Source organism: Streptomyces sp. NPDC007346, assembly GCF_040703535.1.
In the GTDB taxonomy this organism is placed as follows: Bacteria; Actinomycetota; Actinomycetes; order Streptomycetales; family Streptomycetaceae; genus Streptomyces.
The window spans coordinates 1-19,607 of record NZ_JBEYKR010000015.1 but is presented as its reverse complement, the minus strand read 5'-3'; the positions used below and the strand labels follow the sequence as shown (position 1 = coordinate 19,607).

The window sequence follows — 19,607 nt, the reverse complement described above, 5'->3', positions numbered from 1 at the left end:
GTGCGGCCTCCCCAGCCACTCGACCCCTGTTGAGGAACCATGCGCTGTGTCATCGCCCGCTTCCCCTTCGATCTGTTCAAGAACGAGGTGGAGGACTCGATGAAGGGCATCAAGCCCGAACCCGTCACCGGTGACGCGGTGGTCATCAGCCGCCGTGTCTACCCGGTCAAGCAGGTCGGCGAAGTCATCACCCGGCAGGACCGGCGCGACTTCAGCTCCGCCGAGGTCGTCCGGGCGCTCTCCAAGCTCGGCTTCACCTGCCGTACCGCCGAGGCCGCGCCCGCCCCGGCCGCCGCTGCCGCCCGCACCCCGCTGGAGACGGCGTCCGCGCTGCTCGGGACCCCGGCGGCCGCGGCCCCGGCCCCGGCTCCCGCCGTGACTTCGGCTCCGGCCCCCGCCGCGGCTCCGGCCCCCGTTGTTCCGGGACCGGGTCCCGCGCAGGGGCTCGGCACCGTCTGAGCGACCCGCTCCACGGCACAGGCCCTCGGGGCGGACCGGCCACCTCACGGTGGGGTCCGCCCCGGGGGCCTTTCGCGCGTTCGGGGCGGTCACTCCGGCGGACCCGGCCGGAGAGGGCCGAGGGGCTGCGGGCGGCCCGCCGTCCGCCCCGTCACCCGGTTGGCCAGCTCTCCTGCGGAGGCCGGGGTCAGGGCGCAGGGTGGAGTCCATGTGGTCCCGCAGAATCGTCATGGGAGCCCTGCTGCTGCCCCTGGTCCTCCTGGTCTTCCGGGACGGCCCGGCGCTCCACGAGCAGCAGCGGCAGATGGCCACGGGACCGAGGCCGCCGCGCGGACTTCCGCAGCCCGCCGTCGTCAGCCGGCAGGAGTGGCGGGCGGACGAGGAGCTGGTCCGGGAGGGCCCGCACTACACGGGCGCGGCGAAAGCGGTCTTCGTCCACCACACCGGCAACCCCAACGACTACGACTGCGCGGACGCCCCCGAGCTGATCCGGGCCGTCCAGGCCGACCACGTCGAGAAGGACGGCTGGGACGACATCGGCTACAACTTCCTCGTCGACCGCTGCGGCACCATCTACGAGGGCCGGGCGGGCGGCGTCGGGCGGTCGGTGCTCGGCGCCCACACCAAGGGGTTCAACGCCGACACGGTCGGCATCGCCGCGATCGGCACCTTCGGCGAGGGCACCGAGGTGCCCAGGCCGATGCTGGACGCGCTGGTGGAACTCGCCGCCTGGAAGCTGCGGCCCGGAATCGACCCGTTCGCCACGGTCGAGCTGGTCTCGACGAACGCCGAGAGCCGCTTCGACGAGGGCCAGGTGGCCCGGCTGAACGTCATCTCGGGCCACCGCGACAGCTACGAGACCCGCTGCCCGGGTGATGTGCTGTACGGGCTGCTGCCCGAGCTGCGGGAGCGCGTGGCCCGGCTCCGCGCCGCCGCCCCGGGCCACGCGGCGACGGCGCGGCTGCGCCCGTACTTCTGAGCCCCGCGACCGCCGAACCTGCGGGCGACGGACCACCGGTCGCCGAACTGCGGGCGACGGACCACCGGGCGCCGAACCGCCAGGCGCCGTACCCGGTCGCCGAACGACCGGTCGACCAGTCACCGGTCGACCAACCCCGGTGCCGACCCGCGTGGGGCGGGCGCCCTGTTCCCGCCGGGGCGCGCGCCCTGCTGCGGGGGTGTGCTCCGGCTCAGAGCGGGACCACCGTCACCTCGGTCGCCTTGACGCTCGTCCAGACGTCCGTGCCGTCCGCGACGGACAGTTCGGCCGCCGCCTGCGGGGTGATCTCCGCGACCAGGTCGGGCGCCCGGTCGGAGGTGATGAGCAGCCGCAGCCGGCTGCCGCCCGAGGTGATCTCGCGGACGGTGCCGGGCCAGACGTTGCGGGGGGAGCCGGTGGGCCGCTCGCGGTGTACGGAGACGGCTTCGGGGGCGATGACCGCGAGGGCCTCGGTGCCCGGGGCGAGGGGTTCGGCGACCACGAGGTGGCCGCCGCCCTCCAGGGTCAGGCCGTCGGCGGTGGCGGTCCCGGGCCAGGCGTTGCGGCCGAGCATCCGGGCCACCCAGGGCGAGCGGGGGTGGCGGGTCACCTCGGCGGGCGGCTCGTCCTGGAGGACCCGGCCGCCGTCCAGCACGAGGACCCGGTCGGCCAGGGAGACCGCCTCGACCGGGTCGTGCGTGACGATCAGGCAGACCCCGCCGAACTCCGCCAGGTGCCGGCGCAGGGTGTGCCGGACGTGGGCCCGGGTGGTCTGGTCGAGGGCGGCGAGCGGTTCGTCCAGCAGCAGGAGGCGCGGGCGGGCCGCCAGCGCGCGGGCCAGGGCGACCCGCCCGGCCTGCCCGCCGGAGAGCTGGCCGGGCTTGCGGTGGGCCAGGTGGCCGACGCCGAGCCGGTCCAGCCACGACTGCGCCTCACGCCGGGCCTCGGCGCGGGGGACGCCGTGGGCGCGGAGCCCGTACGCCGTGTTGGTCAGGGCGCTCAGGTGCGGGAAGAGCGCCCCGTCCTGGGGGACCCAGGCGACGCCCCGGCGGTGCGGGGCCAGGGTGGTGACGTCGGTGCCGCCCAGGCGCAGTGCGGCGTGGGCGCGGGGGGTGAGGCCGAGGAGGGCGCGCAGGAGGGTGGTCTTGCCGGCGCCGTTGGGGCCGACGACCGCGATGGTGGTGCCGGGCTCCGCGTCCAGGGTGAGGCGGGTGAAGCCGGTGACGTCGGCGTGCAGGGGCCAGCGCTCCTGGGGGGCCTTCTCCAGGACGTACGCGGGCGGCTCGGGCGGCGCGGGCAGGGGGACGACGTCCGGCGTGGTGCTCGCGGGCTCCTCCGGGCGCGGCGCGGACCGCTCGCGGTGGTCGCCGGGTGTGCCGGTCCAGCGGCCGCGCAGCGCGATGAGCACGATCATGGCGATGGCCAGGAGCAGCAGCGACACGGAGGTGGCGGCCTCCGGCGACTCCTGGAGCAGCAGATAGACCTGGAGCGGCAGGGTCTGCGTGGTGCCGGGGAGGTTCCCCGCGAAGGTGATGGTGGCGCCGAACTCACCGAGCGCCCGCGCCCAGGTGAGGGCCGCTCCGGCGATCAGCCCGGGGGCGACCATCGGCAGGGTCACGGTGAGGAACACCCGTACCGGCGAGGCTCCGAGTGAGGCGGCGGTCTCCTCGTACCGGGGGCGCAGGCCGCCGAGCGCGCCCTCCAGCGAGATGACCAGGAACGGCATCGCCACGAACGTCGCCGCCAGCACCGCCCCCGAGGTGTGGAAGGGCAGCGTGATGCCGAAGGTGTCCTCCAGCCACGGTCCGAGCAGCCCGCGCCGCCCGAAGGCCAGCAGCAGGGCGACCCCGCCGACCGTGGGCGGCAGCACCATCGGCAGCAGCACCAGCGAGCGGACGAACGCCTTGCCCGGGAAGGGCACCCGGGCCAGCAGCCAGGCCAGCGGCACCCCGAACAGCAGCGAGAGCCCCAGCGACCAGAGCGAGACCAGCAGGGAGAGCCGGAGTGCCTGGGTGGTGGGCTCGGCGGTGAGGTGTGTGGCGAGGTCGCCCCAGGAGGTGCGGGCCAGGATGCCGACGAGCGGCAGCATCAGGAACGCCACGGCCACCAGTGCGGGCACCGTCAGCAGGAGCGGGGCGCGGGCTCCGGGCGTACGGCGCGGTGCCGGTCGTTTCATGGGTGACCTCGTCGGGCGGCGGGACGTGCGGTGCCCGGCAGGCCCGTCGGACGGTACGGGCCTGCCGGGCGGTACGGGTCGGGCGGGCGGTACGGGCCTGCCGGAGGGTACGGATCTGCCGGGCGGGCTGCGGTTCGGTGCGGGCCCGCCGGGGTGTGCGGGGGCTTACGGCTGCTGGAAACCGGCGCCCTGGAGGATCTTCTGCGCGGCGGGCGTGGAGAGCCAGGCGACGAACGCGGCGGCGGCCTCGCTGTGCTTGGACCCCTTCAGCGTGGCGGCCGGGTAGGAGGCGACGGCGTTCTGCTCGTCCGGGATGTCGATCGCGTCGACCTTGTCGGTGGCGGTCTCGGCGTCGGTCTTGTAGACGAGCCCCGCGTCCGCCTCGCCCAGCTCGACCTTGCTGAGGACCGCGCGGACGTTGGGCTCCTGGGAGACCGGCTTCACCTCGATCTTCTGCGCGTCGAGGATCTCCTTGCTGTAGCGGCCCACCGGCACCTCGGGGGCGGCCAGGACGACCTTCAGCCCGGTGTCGGCGAGGTCCTTGAGGTTCTCGACCTTCTCCGGGTTGCCCTCACCGACGGCGATGACGAGACGGTTCTTGGCGATGACGGTCGGGGTGCCGGTCTCGCCGGTGAGGCCGTCCATCGTCTTGGTGTCGGCGGTGACCAGGGCGTCGGCGGGGGCGCCCTGCTTGACCTGGGCGGCCAGCTCCTGGGAGCCCGCGAAGGAGAACGTGACCTTCGTGCCCGGGTTCTCCTTCTCGTACGCCGCTCCCGCCTCCTTGAAGACGTCGGTCAGCGATGCGGCGGCCAGCACGGTCAGCTCCGCGGCCGGTGCGCCCGAGGCGGAGCCGGACGGCTTCGCGCCGGCGGCGCTGTCCTTGTCCGTGCCGGAGTCGTCGTTGCCGCAGGCGGCGAGCGGGACGAGGAGGGCGGTCGTCAGGACGGCGGCCGCGGCACGGCGGCGGGTGATCAGCGGAGACATGAGGGCGGGGCTCCTTGGCTGCGAGCCCGGTCGGCCGGGTGCCGTCCGGGCGGGGACGAGGGCGCGCGGGGCGCGGGACACGGGATGCGGTGCGGTGGTTCGGATGCGGCGTCGACGGAACGGCGGCGGTCGGGTGGCAGGGGTGCGTGCGGCCCTGACGGAACGACGGCGGTCCGATGGCAGCGGGTGCGGGCAGCGTTCGGCGCCCGGCCGTGGGTGGCTTCGGCCGGGCTCAGGTGCGGTCGATGTGCACGTTGGTCGACTTCACGCGGGCGGTCGCCTGCATGCCGACCTCGAGGCCCAGCTCCTCGACCGCCTCCCGGGTCAGGAGCGAGACGAGCCGGTGCGGACCGGCCTGGATCTCGACCTGGGCCGCGACATCGCCGAGCTTCACGGCGGTGACGATGCCCGGGAAGGCGTTGCGCGCCGAGGTGTACGGGGTCTCCTCCTCGCCCGCGGCGCCCTGGCCGATCTCGATCGAGAAGGCGGCCAGCGCACGGCCCTCGATCAGGCGCCGGCCGGCCTCGTCGCGATGGGTCGCGACCCGGCCGGCGTCCGCCCACCGCCGGGCGGTGTCGGGGCTGACACCGAGAAGTCGTGCTGCCTGACCGATTGTGTAGGACTGCATGCGCGACACGCTAGGCCAATTCGGCTGGCATTTACCATTCTCCAGACGATTGCCCATCGCAGATGCGAGGTTCTCGGAGAATCGTACGGAGCGGCTGCCCGCCGCTCATGCCGTGCGGCGAAGCCCTGGGCGTGGGTGGTGCGGGCGGCGTGGGCGGCTCGGGTGGCACGGGCGCTTTGGGTGGCACGGGTGGCTTGGGCGGCATGGGCCGCTCAGCTCGCCGGCCCGCTCAACTCACCCGGCCCACTCAGCGCGCCCGGCCCACCCAACTCGCTCAACTCGCCCGGCCCACCGGGCTCGTGGACGGCATCTCGCCCTCCGTCCTCGTCACGTCGACCACGGAGAACGCCGCGCCCTGCGGGTCGGTGAGCGCCGCGAACCGGCCGAAGGGGCTGTCCATCGGGCCGTACCGCAGCACCCCGCCCCGCTCGGTCGCCTTCGCCACCGCCGCGTCGCAGTCCGGGACGGCGAAGTACACGCTCACGAACGCGGGCACCTCGGGCGGGAATTCTTCACCCATCGCCATCCGGCCCAGCACCGTCTCCCCCTGGACGCCGTACATCGCGAAGTCCATCGACTCGTCGTCGAACTTCCGCAGCGTGTACGGGAAGACGGCGGGGTAGAACGTGTCCGCCGCCGCCGGGTCCCGGGTGAAGACCTCGCCCCAGCAGTACCCGCCGGGCGCGCCCGTCTCCGTCTCGAACCCCTCGTGGGCAGCGGCCTGCCACACGCCGAAGATCGCGCCGCCCGGGTCGCGGGCCAGCAGCATGGTGCCGAACTCGCCGACCTGCATGGGCTCCATGAGCACCTCGCCGCCGTTGGCCCGGATCTTCCCGCCGATGGCGGCCGCGTCCGGCGAGGCCAGATACAGGCACCACGCGGAGGGGGCGTCCGTGCCCGGCATGGGCGGGACGATGGCGGCCGCCGCCTTGCCGTTCGCGTACGCCGTCGTGTAGTCGCCGAACTCCGACGCGCTCTCGCCGAACGTCCAGCCGAGCACGTCACCGTAGAAGCTCTTGGCCCCCTCCAGGTCGGCGAACATGGCGTCCGCCCAACACGGGGTGCCTTCGGGTTGTACAGCCATGGCACTGACCCTCTTCCGGTCCTGGTCCTTCACCAGCGCCGTCCACCGGCGTCCTCTACCCGTCACGCTAGTCAGCCCTCCGCCGGTCCGCGCGCCGGGAGAACGAGGGCACATTATGCACTAGTACATAATTCTTGTGTGCTAGTACGTAAAGAGGTTAGGGTCCCGTCATGCCTGCGCTTCCTCCTCGGCCCGTGACCCTGACCGGGCAGTACGTGACCCTCGTCCCGCTCACCCCCGGCCACCTCGACGACCTCTTCGCGGCGGGCGGCAACGACGAGGAGGTGTGGCGCTGGCAGGGCGGCCCGGCGCCGCGCAGCCGCGAGGAGCTGATGGTCCGGCTGGGCGGCGTGCTCGCCGACGCCGAGCGGGGCACGTACGTCCCGTTCGCCGTGATCCACCGCGCGAGCGGGCGGGCGATCGGCTGGACCACGTACCTGGACATCTCGGTGCGCGACGAGCGGCTGGAGATCGGCTGGACCTGGTACGGCCGGGCGTACTGGCGCTCCGCGGTCAACACCGAGACGAAGCTGCTGCTGCTCGGCCACGCCTTCGAGGAGCTGGGCATGGGGCGCGTGCAGCTCAAGACCGACCACCGCAACGAGCGCTCCCAGGCGGCCATCGCCCGGCTCGGCGCGCGACGCGAAGGGGTGCTCCGGCGCCACCGGCTGCGGCCCGACGGGACCTGGCGGGACAGCGTCTACTTCTCGCTGCTCGCCGACGAGTGGCCGGCGGCGAAGGCCCGGCTCACCGCCCGCCTCGCGGCGGGCTGAGCCGGCGGGCTGGGCGACCGGGCTGAGCGACCGGACTGGGCACGCGGGGGCTGGGCGAGCTGGCTGGACGCCGAGGGCTGGGCGCGGGGCCGCAGGACGAGCCGTACGGGGGTGCCACGGGGGAGCTACGGGGGGGCTATGGGCGGGTCCGGTGCCGGGACGGCCGCTCCTCGGCGGCGTACTCCCCGCAGTCGGGGTTCTCGCAGGGCCCCGGGCGCCAGACGGGGACGAAGATGCCGAGGGTCTTGTGGCGCCGGATCTCGGAGCGGACGGGGTGCTTGCAGGCCGGGCACATGAAAGCGGCCCGCTGCTGGGTCTCTCGCTTTTTGCTGGCCATTTACTCACGATAGGCCGGGCATCGCGCTTGGGAAACTTTTTCCGCTCGCTTTGCCCGGCCATTGCCCACCCGATTACTCGGAGGGTTTACCGTCAGATGGCTTCTCCGCACCCTCCGTACTCTCTGCACTCCCCGTACCGCCCGCACTCTCCCCGGTGTCGGCGTCCGGCGGTGGGCGCCGAATGCTGAGCACGACCGAGACCGTCAGGATGACGACGATCACCGCCAGGCTGATCGGCGAGGGAATCTCCGGAATGGAGGAATTGATCATCTTGTGCGAGGCCTGGAGAATGAGCTTGACACCGATGAAGCCGAGAATGATCGCCAGGCCGTTGCTCAGGTAGTGGAAGCGGTCCAGCAGCCCCGCCAGCAGGAAGTACAGGGCTCGCAGCCCCAGGATGGCGAACGCGTTGCTGGTGTAGACGATGAAGGCGTCGTCGCTGACCGCCAGGACGGCGGGCACGCTGTCGACGGCGAAGAGCAGGTCGGCCGCCTCGATCGCGGCGACCACCGCGAGCAGCGGTGTGGCGACCCGCTTTCCCTCCTCCTTGATGACGAAGTGCGTGCCCGCGTACTCGTTCCGTACGGGCATGATCTTCCGCAGCAGCCGGACCGCGAAGCTCTTGCCCGGGTCGAAGCTGTCATCCTCGCCCTTGATGATTTTGTAGGCGCTGTAGAAAAGGATGGCGGCGAAGAGGAACAGCACGAAGGTGAAGCGGTTCACCACCGCGACACCGGCCGTCAGGAAGATCGCGCGGAACACCAGAGCGCCGATGACGCCGAAGAACAGCACCCGGTGCTGATATTCCCGGGGAACCTTGAAATACGCGAAGATCAGCGCGAAGACGAAGAGGTTGTCGACCGACAGGCTCTTCTCCAGCAGCCAGGCCGTCGTGTATTCCGTCCCCGCGGTCGTCCCGAGGACGAAGAAGACCACGCCGCCGAAGATGAGCGCGAGGCTCACCCACAGCACGCTCCACCAGGCGGCTTCCTTGAAGCCGATGACATGTGCTTTGCGGTGGGCAAGCAAGTCGACTGTGAGGGAGACGATCACCGTTACGGCGAACGCCACCCATAGCCATACCGGTACATCCACGCCCGAGACCTCCCCAGTTGATTGTTACGAGTGTGACGGGTCGGGCCCAGGAGTGCGAGGGGGTGTGCGCCGACCGGCTGCCGCGACCGAGGCCATCAGCTCCGCGTCGAGGAACGAGGGGTCCGCCATCCGGGTGGCCGCCGCATAGGAGTTGAGCAGGGCTTTCGTCACCCGCAGGGCGGCTTCGGGGCGGCGTACGACGGGCCTCGCCCAGGCGTCCACGGCCCGGTCCAATTCCCTTTCGGGAACCACCCGCTGAAGGACCGAGAGCCCGTGGGCCTCGGCGGCGTCGAACGCCCGGCCGGTCAGGATCAGTTCGCGGACCCGGGCCGCGCCGACCTCGTGGATCAGCCGGGGCAGCAGCCCGCCCCAGGCGGTCGGCAGCCCGAGCGCCAGCTCCGGCAGCCGGAAGCCGGCGGTCTCCGCGCCGACCCGCAGATCGCAGGCGAGGGCGAGCGCCAGGCCCGCGCCGATCGCCTTGCCCTGGACCCGGGCGATGGTGACGGCCCGGTTGCCGGAGATCGCCTCGCAGACCCGGCGGGCCTTCTCCCCGGCGACCCGGATGCCCCGGCCGGTGGGGTCCTCCTCCAGCCAGTCGGCGAACTCGGTACGGTCGCCGCCCAGGCAGAAGTCGTCCCCGGCCCCGCTGAGCACCAGCACCCGCACCTCGGGGTCGGGTACGGCGAGGATGTCCAGCAGCTCGTCGAGCATCGCCTCGGTGACCGCGTTCCCCGTCTCGGGGGCGTGCAGCTCCACGTGCAGGACAGGGCCCTCGCGCCGGGTGCGTACCGTCGCGGGAGGCTCGTACGAGGACGAGGACGAGGACGAGGACGAGGACGAGGACGGAGGTAGGGACGAGGGCACGGACGCGGACGCAGACGTGGAGGTGGCCGTGGAGGCGGCCGCCGACGCAGAGGTGGCCGCGGACGGGGTCGGGAAGCCGGGCGGGGAGAGCTTCACAGCGCCACTCCCAGCGAGGTGACCCGTCTGAAGACCATCCGGGTCGCGTACGCCGGCGGGGAGACCATCCGCAGGGTGGGGAAACGATCCAGCATGCGGGCCAGCAGCGTCCGCGCCTCCAGTTTGGCGAGCGCCGCGCCCAGGCAGTAGTGCACCCCGCCGCCGAACGTGAGGTGGCTGCCGCCGCGCAGGATGTCGAACGTGCCGGGGTCGGGGTTGCGCCGGGGGTCGTGGTTGGCGGCGCCGTACAGGACGTGGACCATGCTGTCCTTCTTGATCGGGACACCGGCCAGGACGGTGTCCTCGGCGGCGATCCGGGTGTTGATCTGGATGGGCGGGTCGTAGCGCAGCACCTCGTCGACGGCCGCGTCGATGTGCTCGGGGTAGGACCGCAGCCACTCCCAGCGGCCGGGCTCGGCCAGCAGCAGGGAGGTCATCGAGCTCAGCAGCGTCGCGGTGGTCTCCAGCGAGGCGATGGTGACGAACATGGTGAGCCGGTAGAGGATCTCGTCGGCCCGCTCCCGGTCCGGCTCCATCGCGTCCCAGGTGTGGATCCAGCCGGTCAGCACGTCGTGGCGGGGCTCGGCCCGGCGCCGGGCGACCAGATCGGTGAAATACGCGCGTAGCTGCACGGTGGCCTCGGCGGAGACGGCCAGCTGGCTCTTGGTGGGCAGCAGCTCCTGGGCGTACACCTGGTTGTGCGTGATCTCCAGGATGTGGGGGTGGTCCTCGGGCGGAAGCCCCAGCCAGGAGCCGACGGTGTGGATCGGCAGCTGCTCGCTGACCGTGGAGACGAAGTCCGCCTCACCCCAGCGGAGCTTGTCGGCCAGCTCGTCCAGGAGCCGGTCGGCGTCGCGCTCGACGTCGGGGGTGAGGCGTTCGATGGTGGAGCGGTCGAAGAGGTTGCCCAGCGAGCGGCGCTGGCAGGTGTGCTCGGGGGCGTTCAGCCGGGCGAGCGTTCCCGTCATCTCCCGGGTCGCGATGGCGTCCCACTGTTTGGAGTCGTCCTGCCGCTCCTGCCAGGCGAAGTCGGGGGCGAGCCAGTTGCGTCCGCGCAGCACCTGGCTGCAGGTGTCGAAGCCGGTGACGAAGTATCCGTTCCACGGAGCGCGGACGACGTCACCCATCGCCCGCAGCTCCGCGAGTATTCCGCACGGCTCGGCCTGTCCTTCGGGTGAATTGAGCCGCCGGAGCAGACCGATGACCGCGCGCCGTCCGTCGGGGGTCCGGGTTGTACCGCCAGTGATGCTCACGCAGAGTTCCTTGACCTAGGCCCATGGTTACCGACCAGAACCTACCCCTCCGGATAGCTGCGCCAAGCATCGAACTGTGTTGCCCCCGTCACATGCAATCGTCACAAATGCCCGTTGTCATACGCGAATTGTCGGCCTGTGAGTCATACGCGGAAGACGGTCGGTCAGACGCGGAAGACGTCGAGGAACGAACTCCACCAGCCCTTGGGCTTCTTGGCCGGCTCCGCAGCGTGACGGGGGGCGGCGCCCGGCTGGGGCGCCGCGCTCCGGTACGGGTCGGGCAGCTGGGCCGAGGTCTGCGCCGGCGGCTGGGACCCGCTCGCGGTGCGGCGGGCGGCGGTCGGGGTGAACCGTACGGGCAGGGCGATCAGGGCCCGGTGGAAGGGGCCGGGGCGCCAGCCGACGCCCGAGGCCGGAACGGCCAGCGAGAGGTCGGGCACGGTGTTGAGGATCTTCTCGATCGCGGTCAGGGCGATGAGCGTCGCGGGCGACTTGGCCGGGCAGACGTGCGGGCCCGCGCCCCAGGCCAGGTGGGCGCCCTTGCTCAGGGTCTGGCGGGCGTCGGTGAGGGACGGGTCGCTGTTGGCCGCGGCGAAGCTGATCAGGACCGGCGTCTCCGCCTTCAGCACCACCCCGTCCAGCTCGATGTCCCGTACCGGGTAGTGCGTCGCGTAGTTGGCGATCGGCGGGTTGTTCCACAGGACGTCGTCGAGCGCGTCCTCGACGAGCATCCCCGAACCGCGCCGCTCCGCCCCGCCCGGCTGGTCGCCGGCGAGCATCAGCAGCAGCGCGTTGCCGATGAGGTTGCGCTCCGGCTCCACGCCGGCGCCCATCAGCATCACCAGCTGGTCCTTCAGCTCCTCGTCCCGCAGCCCCGCCGGGTGCTGGATCAGCCAGGAGGTGATGTCCTCGCCGGGCTGGCGGCGCTTGAGGGCCACCAGCTCCATCAGGCACTCCGTCAGCTCCGCGTTGGCGCGCAGCACGTCCTCGCCGTCGAAGATGGCGGACATCGAGCGGGTCAGCCGGTCGCCGATGTCGCCGGGGCAGCCGAAGAGCTGGTTGAACAGCAGCAGCGGCAGCAGCTTGGCGTACTCGTTGAGCAGGTCGGCGGTGCCGCGCTCGATGAACTGGTCGATCAGGTAGTCCGCGATCCGCTCGACGTCCCTGCTGAGCCGGCTGCTGTTGAGCCGCGCCAGCGACTCGGTGACCGCCTTGCGCAGCCGCAGGTGCTCGGCGCCGTCGGTGAACAGGCAGTTGGGCCGGTACACCATCATCGGCAGCACCGGGCTGTCCATCGGTACGGCGCCCTCGCGCAGCGCCGCCCAGCGCCGCGAGTCCCGGGCGAACAGCGCCGGGTTCTGGAGCACCCGCAGCGCCGCCTCGTGCTGCACGATCAGCGTGGCGTCCACCCCGGGCGCCAGCTCGATCGGCGCGGCGGGGCCGTGCGCCCGGAACGCGTCGTACACGCGGTGCGGGTCGGCGGCGAACTCCGGTCCGTACAGCGACGTCTGCGGCTGGTGCATGGGGCACCCGGCGGGGGCGCTGTACGGGGTGGCTCCCGGCGACGGGTCCATGTTCGGCTTCCTCGGTGTGATCGCGGGGCCCGGTCGGCCCCGGCTTCGGGATACGTGGGGTGCGCCGGCCCGTGTGCGCCGGCCGGTACGCGTCAGGCCGCTTGCCGCGGGCCGTGTGCGTCGGACCATGTGCTTCAGCCGCGCGGGCCGCTCCGTGTGGCCCTGGACCGCGTGGCTCGGGCCGTGGTGGCCTTGGGCCGCGTGGCTCAGGCCGCGTGGCTCAGGAGGTGCCGGACCAGCGTGATCAGGGCCTGCGCGGACGACTTCTGGTCCCGGGCGTCGCAGTAGACGACCGGGGTGTCCGGCAGCAGGTCGAGCGCCTCGCGCAGTTCGTCCTCGGCGTGCCGGGAGTACGGGTCGAAGCTGTTGACGGCGACCGCGTACTCCAGCCCGTACGTCTCGACCAGGTCGATCACCGGGAAGGTGTCGGCCAGCCGCGCCGGGTCGACCAGGAGCAGCGCGCCGAGCGAACCGCGCGCCATGTCCTCCCACAGCTCCACGAACCGCTGCTGCCCCGGCGTACCGAACAGGTACAGCACCAGCTCGTCGCTGAGGGTCAGGCGCCCGAAGTCCAGAGCGACCGTGGTCGTCTTCTTGTCGGGCGCCCCGCGCAGATCGTCGACCTGGGCCGCCGCCTGGGTCATCCGCTCCTCGGTGCGCAGCGGGGTGATCTCGGAGAGCGTGCCGATCAGCGTCGTCTTGCCCACGGCGAAGTGCCCGACGACGAGGATCTTCGCCGCGCGCTGGACCGCGTCCGGCACATAGATGCTCTCAGCCGAACCGGACTTGGAGTCCATGCAACACCTCTTCGAGGATCTTTCTGTCGACGAGCTGGGCGGGCGGCGGCGCCTTGCGGCGCAGCAGATGTCCCTGCTGGTTTAAGTCCTGGAGCAGCAGCCGGGCCACCCCGACCGGCAGGCCGAGGTGGCCGGCGACCTCGGCCACCGAGAGGTAGCCGCCGGAACACAGCTCCCAGATCGCCTTGATCTCGGGGCTCGGGTTGGGCGGCGGCTGCCGGTCGGGGGCGAGGGTGACCAGCGTGACGAGCGAGAGCTCGTCCGCGTCGGGCAGCCCCCGCCCCCCGGTGATGACGTAGGACCGGATGAACCCGCTGCTGACGCGGCCTTCCTCGCCCTGAGCGCTCATATCTCGCTGTCCGCGTGTCGGCGGGGCGGGGTGGTCATCGCCTTCCCCAGCGCGGTGACCTGCTGCTGCATACGGAAGGACATCGCCTCCATGTCCACATCGGCGGCGGCGGTGGCGGCGAGGTAGGCGCCGGTGCCCGCGGCGATGAGGAAGATCCAGCCGTCCTCGTACTCCAGGAGCGTCTGCCGCCAGCGGCCCGGGTTGCGGGTGCCGATGAAGGGGGCGACGGCCCGGCTGAGGGACTGCATGGAGCTCATGGCCGCGGCGACGGTCTCCGCGTCGTCCCGGCCGATCTCGCTGGAGTTGGCGAGCAGCAGCCCGTCGGCGGACACGAGGATCGCGTGCCGGGCTCCGGGTACCTGGAGCACATCGTTGAGTACCCAGGTCAGATCGGGGTTCACTGGATCTCGGATCCTTCCGTGGTCGTCGTTGACCGCCCGGAGCGGGTGCCGCGCTGGAACGCACCCAGGCGGGAGGCGGTCTCCTCGTTGCTGCGGACCGGCTCAGGTGCGGCCGGGGGCACTGCGGAGACCGGGCTCTTGCGACGACGCTTGGGCAGCCCGCCGGAGGTGGTGGTGATCTGCGCGAGCTGCTGCGTGGCGGTGTCCGGGCGCTGGGCCGGCGGGAAGAGCGGGGTGGGAGCGGGGGCCTGCTGCCACTGCTCCGGCTGCGGGGCGGCCTGCGGCTGCTGCCGGTCCCCGAACGCCTCGGGCGTCTCGGCGGCCGGAGCGGGCTGCGGAACCTCCGTGGTGAGCAGTTCGTCGGGGATCAGCACCACCGCGCGTACGCCTCCATAGGGGGAAACGGAGTCCACCGAGACCCGGAACCCGTAGCGGGCGGCGAGCATCCCGGAGACGGCGAACCCGAACTGCGGCGGGATGCCCAGGCTGGAGACGCTGATCGCCGCCTGGGGGGAGAGGAGGGCCGCCGCGCGGTCCTTCTCCTCCTGGCCCATACCGAGGCCGGCGTCGTCGACGATGAGACAGACGCCTGTCGGTACGGCCTGGATGTTGATCTCCACCGGGGTGCCGGGGGCGGAGTAGTTGGTGGCGTTGGCGAGCAGCTCGGCGAGGACCACCGCGACCGGTTCGACGGCCCGGCTGACGACCGAGAAGTTCACCTGGCCGTTGACCCGGACCCGGTCGAAGTGGCGGATACGGCCCTGGGCGCTGCGGGCCACGTCGAAGACGGAGGCCACGGTCTCGCGCCGGCCGAGCCAGCCGCCGCAGAGCACCGCGATGCCCTGGGCGCGCCGCCCGAACTGGCTGTTGGCATGGTCCATGGCCATCAGGTCGGCGAGGATCCCGGGATCGTCGCCGTACTTGCGCTGGGCCTTCTCGATCACGACCTGCTGCTCGTCGGCGAGGCCCTGGAGGGTGCGGACGGCCGCCTTGAGGACCGCTTTGGTCTCCTCCTCGGCGTCCTTGCGGACCTCGGCGAGCTCGGAGGCCTGCCGCTGGAGGAGCCCGTTGTGCACGACGTGCAGCTCGTCCCGCTGGTGCAGGAGCGTGTCACGCTCAGCGCTCAGCTCGGCGTTGCTTCTGCGCAGTCTGATGTTGGTCGCGCGAGCCCGCAGAACGGCACCCACGGCGACCAGTGCTACGACAACCAGCGCCCACGTGACGGGGCCCTGTGGAAATGTCATGAGACTCACTTCAAGTGCCATGGCTGGAAACGGCTTGACACCCCGTCATGCGGCACGCGACCAGGGCTTGTTCGCCACGACCGTGCGCCGCTTCGGGAGGTGCCCCTCCGAAGGTGGGGCCGAGGAACTCATCCCTCCCGGAATGCCCCCATACGCCATCAGCCCACTGGAAGTAAGATGATCTTATCACCGGCCGCACGACGAAATGTCAAGCTCGCCACGCCAGTTGCCACTCGACGCAGAACGTTCACATTACGGTGACGTGGAGGAGGCCGTTCCGGCCCGATTCCCTTCAGGGGATGGGCTGTTCGGGCTGTTCGGCGCGGGTACGTACGGGGATCGGCACGGGTGCGTGCGGCGCGGCGCGAGTCCGGTTTGTACGGGGGTCGGTGCGCGTGCGAGTAGGCCTGTACGGAGGCCTGTGCGGAGGCCTGTGCGGAGGCCTGTGCGCGTGCGAGTCGGCCCGTACGGGGAGGGGCGCGCGCCCCGGTGGGTACGAGGGCCACCTCCAGGCGGTCGCCGGGCAGCGGTACGGGAACGGCCGTGGCGGTAGGCGCGTGCGCTGTTCCGGTCGGGCCGGATCGCCGGGCGGGGCCAAGGGGGTTGAGGGCGGTGATTGAGGGCGGCGGCTGAGGGCGGTGACCGAGGTCGTGGCTCGGAGGCGTGCGGGCGTTGCGTTGTGGCCGGGGCGGTCACTCGGTGCGTACTGCGGTCGTCGCCAGCGTCTGGGAGAAGGCGCGGACCCGGGCGTTCTCCTGGTCGCGGTGCCAGACGAGGGCCAGGACCGAGTCCGGCAGGCCGGTGACCGGGACGAAGGCCAGCGCCCGGCGGCCGTAGTAGTCCGCCGTGGGGTGGCACACGAGCAGCGCCCCGCGCTCCGCCTGGACCAGGGCCAGCCCCTCCTGGAGCGTGCTCACCGTGGGGCCGGCGGGGATCGTGCGGCCCCCGGGGGTGCGGGGCGGGGCCTGGGCGTGGCGCCAGTAGTCGGGGGCCGGGCCCCGTACGCCGATGAGCGGGCAGGACGTCAGCTCCTCCGCGTCCAGGGCGGCCCGCCGGGCGAGCGGGTGGCGGGCCGGGACCGCCAGGGTCTGCGGGTGGCGGGAGAAGACGTGGCCGACCACCAGCCCCGGCTCCGCCACCGGCATCAGGACCACCGCCGCGTCCACCTCCCGCCGGTGCACCGGCCCGAACGGGTCGGAGAACGGGATCTCCACGATCTCCGTCGACGTGTCCGGGTACCGGTCCCGGAAGAGCGCCACGGCGTCCACGACCCGCTCGTCGGCCGTGCCCTGGAAGCCGACGCGGAGCAGGCCGCCCATCCCCCTGGCCGCCTCCCGCACCTCGTCCAGCGCCCCGCGCAGCGCGTCGTAGGCGGGCCGTAGCCCCGTGAGCAGCTGCTCGCCCAGCGGGGTCAGGCGGACCCGGCGGCTGGTCCGTTCGAACAGGCGGGCGCCGACCCGGCTCTCCAGCGACCGCAGCAGCTGGCTGATCCGGCTCTGGGAGAGGAACAGCCGCTCCCCGGCCCGGCCGAAGTGGAGTTCGTCGGCCAGTGCGAGGAACGCCTCCAGCTCCCGGACTTCGAGGCTGCTCACGGGTCCGACCTCCTGCTGCGGCTGCTGTGACGTTCTGCTGCGGCCTTCCATGAGCCTGGCTCATAGAAGGATGAGTGATCGGGCGTTGTTCCCGTGGACCGTGGTGGGTTGGCTGGGCCCATGACACAGACCGATGGTCCGGCACGGACGAACGACGTACAACTGGCAGGCAGAAAAGGGTGGTTGGGGGTGGTGACCCTCGCCCTCGCGATCTTCACCGTCGTCACCTCCGAGATGCTGCCCGTCGGTCTCCTCAGCCCCATGGGCGGTTCCCTGAACGTCTCCGAGGGCGTCGCCGGCCTCACACTGACCGTCACCGGGCTCGTCGCCGCGGTCTCGGCGCCCCTGCTGATCCCGTTGCTGGGCCGGTTCGACCGCCGCTCGGTCCTCTGCGTGCTCATCGCCGTGCTGGTGCTCGGCAACCTGGGCGCCGCCTGGGCCCCCGGCTTCGGGGCCATGGTCGTGGCCCGGGTGCTCGTCGGCATCGGCATGGGCGGGGTCTGGGCCGTCGCGGCGGGGCTCGCGGTGCGGCTGGTGCCCCCGGCCTCGGTGCCCGCCGCCACCTCGCTGGTCTTCAGCGGCGTCGCCGTCGCCTCGGTGCTCGGCGTACCGGCGGGGGCGTACCTCGGTGCGCTCGCCGGGTGGCGCGCCGCGTTCTGGGCGGCGGCCGGGCTCGGGGGCGCGGTGCTCCTCGCCCTCGCGGTGCTCCTGCCCCGGCTGCCCGCCGAGCGGGCCGTTCCGCTGGGCGGGGTGCTGCGGCTGCCGGCCGACCCCCGCGTGCGTACGGGGCTGATCCTGGTGGGCTGCCTGGTGACCGGCCACTTCGCCGCGTACACCTACGTCCGGCCGGTGCTGGAGGAGGTCTCGGGCGTCGGCGCGGGCCTGATCGGCACGCTGCTGCTGGTGTACGGCGTCGCGGGCGTGGCCGGGAACTTCCTGGCCGGCGCCGGTGCGGCCCGCTCGCTGCGCCGGACACTGGTGGTCATCACGGCGACCCTGACCGCCACCCTGGCGGTCCTCCCGCTGCTCGGCGGCTCCGTGGCCGTCGCGGCCGTGCTGATGGCCGTCTGGGGGCTCACGTACGGCGGTGTCTCGGTGAGCACCCAGACCTGGGTCCTGCTCGCCGCCCCGCAGGCCCGGGAGGCCGCGTCCTCGCTCTTCGTGGGGGTGTTCAACGGGGCCATCGCGCTGGGGGCGTTGCTCGGAGGGGTCGCGGCGGACGGGGTCGGCACCACCGCCGTGATGGGGGTGGGCGGCGTGCTTGCGGCGGGGGCGTTGGTGACCGCGGTGGTGGGGCGGGCGCCGGCTCCTGCCCGTCCGTGAGTGAGGTGGGGCCTCGGGGCAGCGGGGGAGTGGCGAGGTGCGGTCGGGCGGGGGCGGGGCGGTGGGGAGTGGGCAGGTTTCCGGGGCGGGGTCGGGCAGGTTTCCCGGGCCCGGGGCGGGCAGGTTTCCGGGTCCGGCTCGGGGAGGCCTCAGGGGCCAGCTCGGTCCGACCTCCGGGACTGGGTCGGGCAGGCCTCCGGGACTGGGTCGGGTGGGCCTCCGGGTACGTATCCGACAGGCCTCCGGGCGGATCGGCGGGGTAGCCCCATGGCCCGGGAGCCCGCCGAGCGGAGATCATTCAGGCATGACTTCCGCGACCCCCACGAGCAGCCCAGAGACAACCACGAGCGCCACGGACACGGGCACAGGCACGGGCACGGGCACGATCACCGCAGCCGCGTCCGGACGTTGGACCCTCGGCGATCTGCCGGTCAACCGCATCGGCTTCGGCACGATGCGGTTGCCGCAGACCGGCGCGGCGCTCGTGCCGGACGCCGTCCCGCGCGACCGTGAGGCCGCCATGGCCGTGCTGCGCAGGGCCGTGGATCTCGGCGTGAACCACATAGACACCGCCGCGTTCTACTTCTCCCCGCTGCGCTCCGCCAACGAGCTGATCAACAGCGCCCTCGCGCCCTACGCGGACGACCTGGTGATCACCACCAAGGTCGGTCCGGCCCGGGACGAGACGGGGGAATGGGCGGCCCACGCCCGCACCCCCGAGGCGCTGCGCGGCCAGGTCGAGGAGAACCTGCGCCAGCTCGGCCGCGACCACCTCGACGTGGTGAACCTCCGGATCGTCGGTACGGATTCGATCGCCGAGCGTTTCGGCGCTCTGGCCGAGCTGCGCGAGGCCGGCCTCATCCGCCACCTGGGTCTCTCCAACGTCACCCCCGCCCACCTCGCCGAGGCCCAGGCCATCGCCCCGGTGGTCTGCGTCCAGAACCGGTACGGGATCGGGGTGCGGCCCGAGGACGACGCGTTCGTGCGGGACTGCGGGGAGCGGGGGATCGCGTTCGTGCCGTTCTACGCGATAGCCGCGGCCGGCGGGGAGCGCGGCGCGACCGGGGCCGAGCCCGCCGAGGTGCTCGCCGTCGCGCAGGCGCACGGGGCGAGCGCGGCGCAGGTCCGGCTGGCGTGGACCCTGCACCAGGGGCCGCACGTGCTGGCCATACCCGGCACCGGCGACCTGGGCCACCTCGCCGCCAACGTCGCGGCCGGAGCCCTGCGGCTGTCCGAGGACGAGCTGAAGCTTCTGGAGGGGCTGCACCGGGGCGGGGCGGCCGTCTGACCGGGGCGGACGCGGAGACCGGGGTGGGGTGACCGGAGCGACCGAGACCGGGGCGGGGCGACTGGAGCGACCGAGACCAGTGCGCGGTGACCGGAGCCGCCGAGGCAGCGCGGGACGGCCGGAGCGACCAAGACCGGTGCGCGGTGACCGGAGCGACCGAGACCGGGGCGGGACGGCCGGAGCGGCCGAGACCGGTGCGCGGCGACCGGAGTGGCCGAGGGGGGGCCCCCCCCCGGGGGGCGGGGGGGGGGGCCCCAGCCGGCCCCGGGCCCCCGCCCCCCCCCCCCCCCGCCCCACCCGCGCCCCCCCG

19 protein-coding genes and 1 pseudogene are annotated in these 19,607 nt (G+C 72.8%); 6 read left to right on the top strand and 14 right to left on the bottom strand.

Annotation, left to right across the window (positions count from 1 at the left end):
• Nucleotides 1-39: 39 nt before the first annotated feature.
• Nucleotides 40-459, top strand: a complete 420-nt coding sequence (locus tag AB0917_RS07295) for an SCO5918 family protein (RefSeq protein ID WP_366818502.1) — start codon at nt 40-42, stop codon at nt 457-459.
• A gap of 208 nt (nt 460-667) precedes the next feature.
• Nucleotides 668-1,438, top strand: a complete 771-nt coding sequence (locus AB0917_RS07290; RefSeq protein ID WP_366818501.1) for a peptidoglycan recognition protein — start codon at nt 668-670, stop codon at nt 1,436-1,438.
• Between the two features lie 211 nt (nt 1,439-1,649).
• On the opposite strand, the gene AB0917_RS07285 is transcribed toward AB0917_RS07290, so the two are convergent.
• The 4 genes from AB0917_RS07285 to AB0917_RS07270 all read right to left on the bottom strand — a co-directional run bounded on the left by AB0917_RS07285 (nt 1,650) and on the right by AB0917_RS07270 (nt 6,310).
• Nucleotides 1,650-3,614 (bottom strand): ABC transporter permease, encoded by a 1,965-nt coding sequence (locus tag AB0917_RS07285; protein ID WP_366818500.1) that lies wholly within the window; start codon nt 3,612-3,614, stop codon nt 1,650-1,652.
• A gap of 165 nt (nt 3,615-3,779) precedes the next feature.
• On the bottom strand, nt 3,780-4,598 hold the full coding sequence (modA, locus tag AB0917_RS07280) for a molybdate ABC transporter substrate-binding protein (RefSeq protein WP_366818499.1): 819 nt from the start codon (nt 4,596-4,598) through the stop codon (nt 3,780-3,782).
• 232 nt (nt 4,599-4,830) lie between these two features.
• Complete coding sequence (locus tag AB0917_RS07275) at nt 4,831-5,226, bottom strand: helix-turn-helix transcriptional regulator (protein WP_366818497.1); 396 nt, start codon at nt 5,224-5,226, stop codon at nt 4,831-4,833.
• Nucleotides 5,227-5,500: 274 nt separating this feature from the next.
• Entirely contained in the window at nt 5,501-6,310 is an 810-nt protein-coding gene (locus AB0917_RS07270) for a VOC family protein (RefSeq protein ID WP_366818496.1), read from the bottom strand.
• Between the two features lie 170 nt (nt 6,311-6,480).
• Between AB0917_RS07270 and AB0917_RS07265 the strand changes: the two genes are divergently transcribed.
• Nucleotides 6,481-7,083, top strand: a complete 603-nt coding sequence (locus AB0917_RS07265; protein ID WP_366818495.1) for a GNAT family N-acetyltransferase — start codon at nt 6,481-6,483, stop codon at nt 7,081-7,083.
• Between the two features lie 136 nt (nt 7,084-7,219).
• Here AB0917_RS07265 and AB0917_RS07260 read toward each other — a convergent pair whose 3' ends face one another.
• The 3 genes and pseudogenes from AB0917_RS07260 to AB0917_RS07250 all read right to left on the bottom strand — a co-directional run bounded on the left by AB0917_RS07260 (nt 7,220) and on the right by AB0917_RS07250 (nt 9,278).
• Nucleotides 7,220-7,420 carry a hypothetical protein gene (locus tag AB0917_RS07260; RefSeq protein WP_366818494.1) on the bottom strand — a complete coding sequence of 67 codons (201 nt, stop codon included), beginning with the start codon at nt 7,418-7,420 and terminating at the stop codon, nt 7,220-7,222.
• A 73-nt stretch (nt 7,421-7,493) separates the two neighbouring features.
• Nucleotides 7,494-8,516: pseudogene (locus AB0917_RS07255) on the bottom strand (TerC family protein); the annotation flags it as partial.
• Nucleotides 8,517-8,540: 24 nt separating this feature from the next.
• Nucleotides 8,541-9,278 (bottom strand): enoyl-CoA hydratase/isomerase family protein, encoded by a 738-nt coding sequence (locus AB0917_RS07250; RefSeq protein WP_366818541.1) that lies wholly within the window; start codon nt 9,276-9,278, stop codon nt 8,541-8,543.
• Between the two features lie 19 nt (nt 9,279-9,297).
• On the opposite strand from AB0917_RS07250, the gene AB0917_RS07245 reads away from it, so the two are divergent.
• On the top strand, nt 9,298-9,498 hold the full coding sequence (locus AB0917_RS07245) for a hypothetical protein (protein WP_366818545.1): 201 nt from the start codon (nt 9,298-9,300) through the stop codon (nt 9,496-9,498).
• Here AB0917_RS07245 and AB0917_RS07240 read toward each other — a convergent pair.
• The 7 genes from AB0917_RS07240 to AB0917_RS07210 form a co-directional block, all read right to left on the bottom strand.
• Nucleotides 9,473-10,603 carry a cytochrome P450 gene (locus AB0917_RS07240; RefSeq protein ID WP_366818540.1) on the bottom strand — a complete coding sequence of 377 codons (1,131 nt, stop codon included), beginning with the start codon at nt 10,601-10,603 and terminating at the stop codon, nt 9,473-9,475. The genes AB0917_RS07245 and AB0917_RS07240 overlap by 26 nt on opposite strands.
• Before the next feature lie 290 nt (nt 10,604-10,893).
• On the bottom strand, nt 10,894-12,303 hold the full coding sequence (locus tag AB0917_RS07235) for a cytochrome P450 (RefSeq protein WP_366818493.1): 1,410 nt from the start codon (nt 12,301-12,303) through the stop codon (nt 10,894-10,896).
• A 206-nt stretch (nt 12,304-12,509) separates the two neighbouring features.
• On the bottom strand, nt 12,510-13,100 hold the full coding sequence (locus AB0917_RS07230; protein WP_151513521.1) for an ATP/GTP-binding protein: 591 nt from the start codon (nt 13,098-13,100) through the stop codon (nt 12,510-12,512).
• The gene (locus AB0917_RS07225; RefSeq protein ID WP_366818492.1) at nt 13,075-13,449 is read right to left on the bottom strand and encodes a DUF742 domain-containing protein; all 375 of its coding nucleotides are present in this window, start codon (nt 13,447-13,449) and stop codon (nt 13,075-13,077) included. Before AB0917_RS07225 ends, AB0917_RS07230 begins: the two co-directional genes overlap by 26 nt.
• Entirely contained in the window at nt 13,446-13,850 is a 405-nt protein-coding gene (locus AB0917_RS07220; RefSeq protein WP_366818491.1) for a roadblock/LC7 domain-containing protein, read from the bottom strand. Before AB0917_RS07220 ends, AB0917_RS07225 begins: the two co-directional genes overlap by 4 nt.
• The gene (locus AB0917_RS07215; RefSeq protein WP_366818490.1) at nt 13,847-15,094 is read right to left on the bottom strand and encodes an ATP-binding protein; all 1,248 of its coding nucleotides are present in this window, start codon (nt 15,092-15,094) and stop codon (nt 13,847-13,849) included. Before AB0917_RS07215 ends, AB0917_RS07220 begins: the two co-directional genes overlap by 4 nt.
• Nucleotides 15,095-15,786: 692 nt before the next feature.
• On the bottom strand, nt 15,787-16,686 hold the full coding sequence (locus tag AB0917_RS07210) for a LysR family transcriptional regulator (RefSeq protein ID WP_366818489.1): 900 nt from the start codon (nt 16,684-16,686) through the stop codon (nt 15,787-15,789).
• A gap of 120 nt (nt 16,687-16,806) precedes the next feature.
• Here AB0917_RS07210 and AB0917_RS07205 point away from each other — a divergent pair, with 120 nt between their 5' ends.
• Together AB0917_RS07205 and AB0917_RS07200 are read left to right on the top strand one after the other, a co-directional pair.
• Nucleotides 16,807-18,009, top strand: coding sequence for an MFS transporter (locus tag AB0917_RS07205; protein WP_366818488.1), 1,203 nt, complete (start codon nt 16,807-16,809; stop codon nt 18,007-18,009).
• Nucleotides 18,010-18,313: 304 nt separating this feature from the next.
• On the top strand, nt 18,314-19,297 hold the full coding sequence (locus AB0917_RS07200) for an oxidoreductase (RefSeq protein ID WP_366818487.1): 984 nt from the start codon (nt 18,314-18,316) through the stop codon (nt 19,295-19,297).
• The last annotated feature ends 310 nt before the right edge of the window (nt 19,298-19,607 follow it).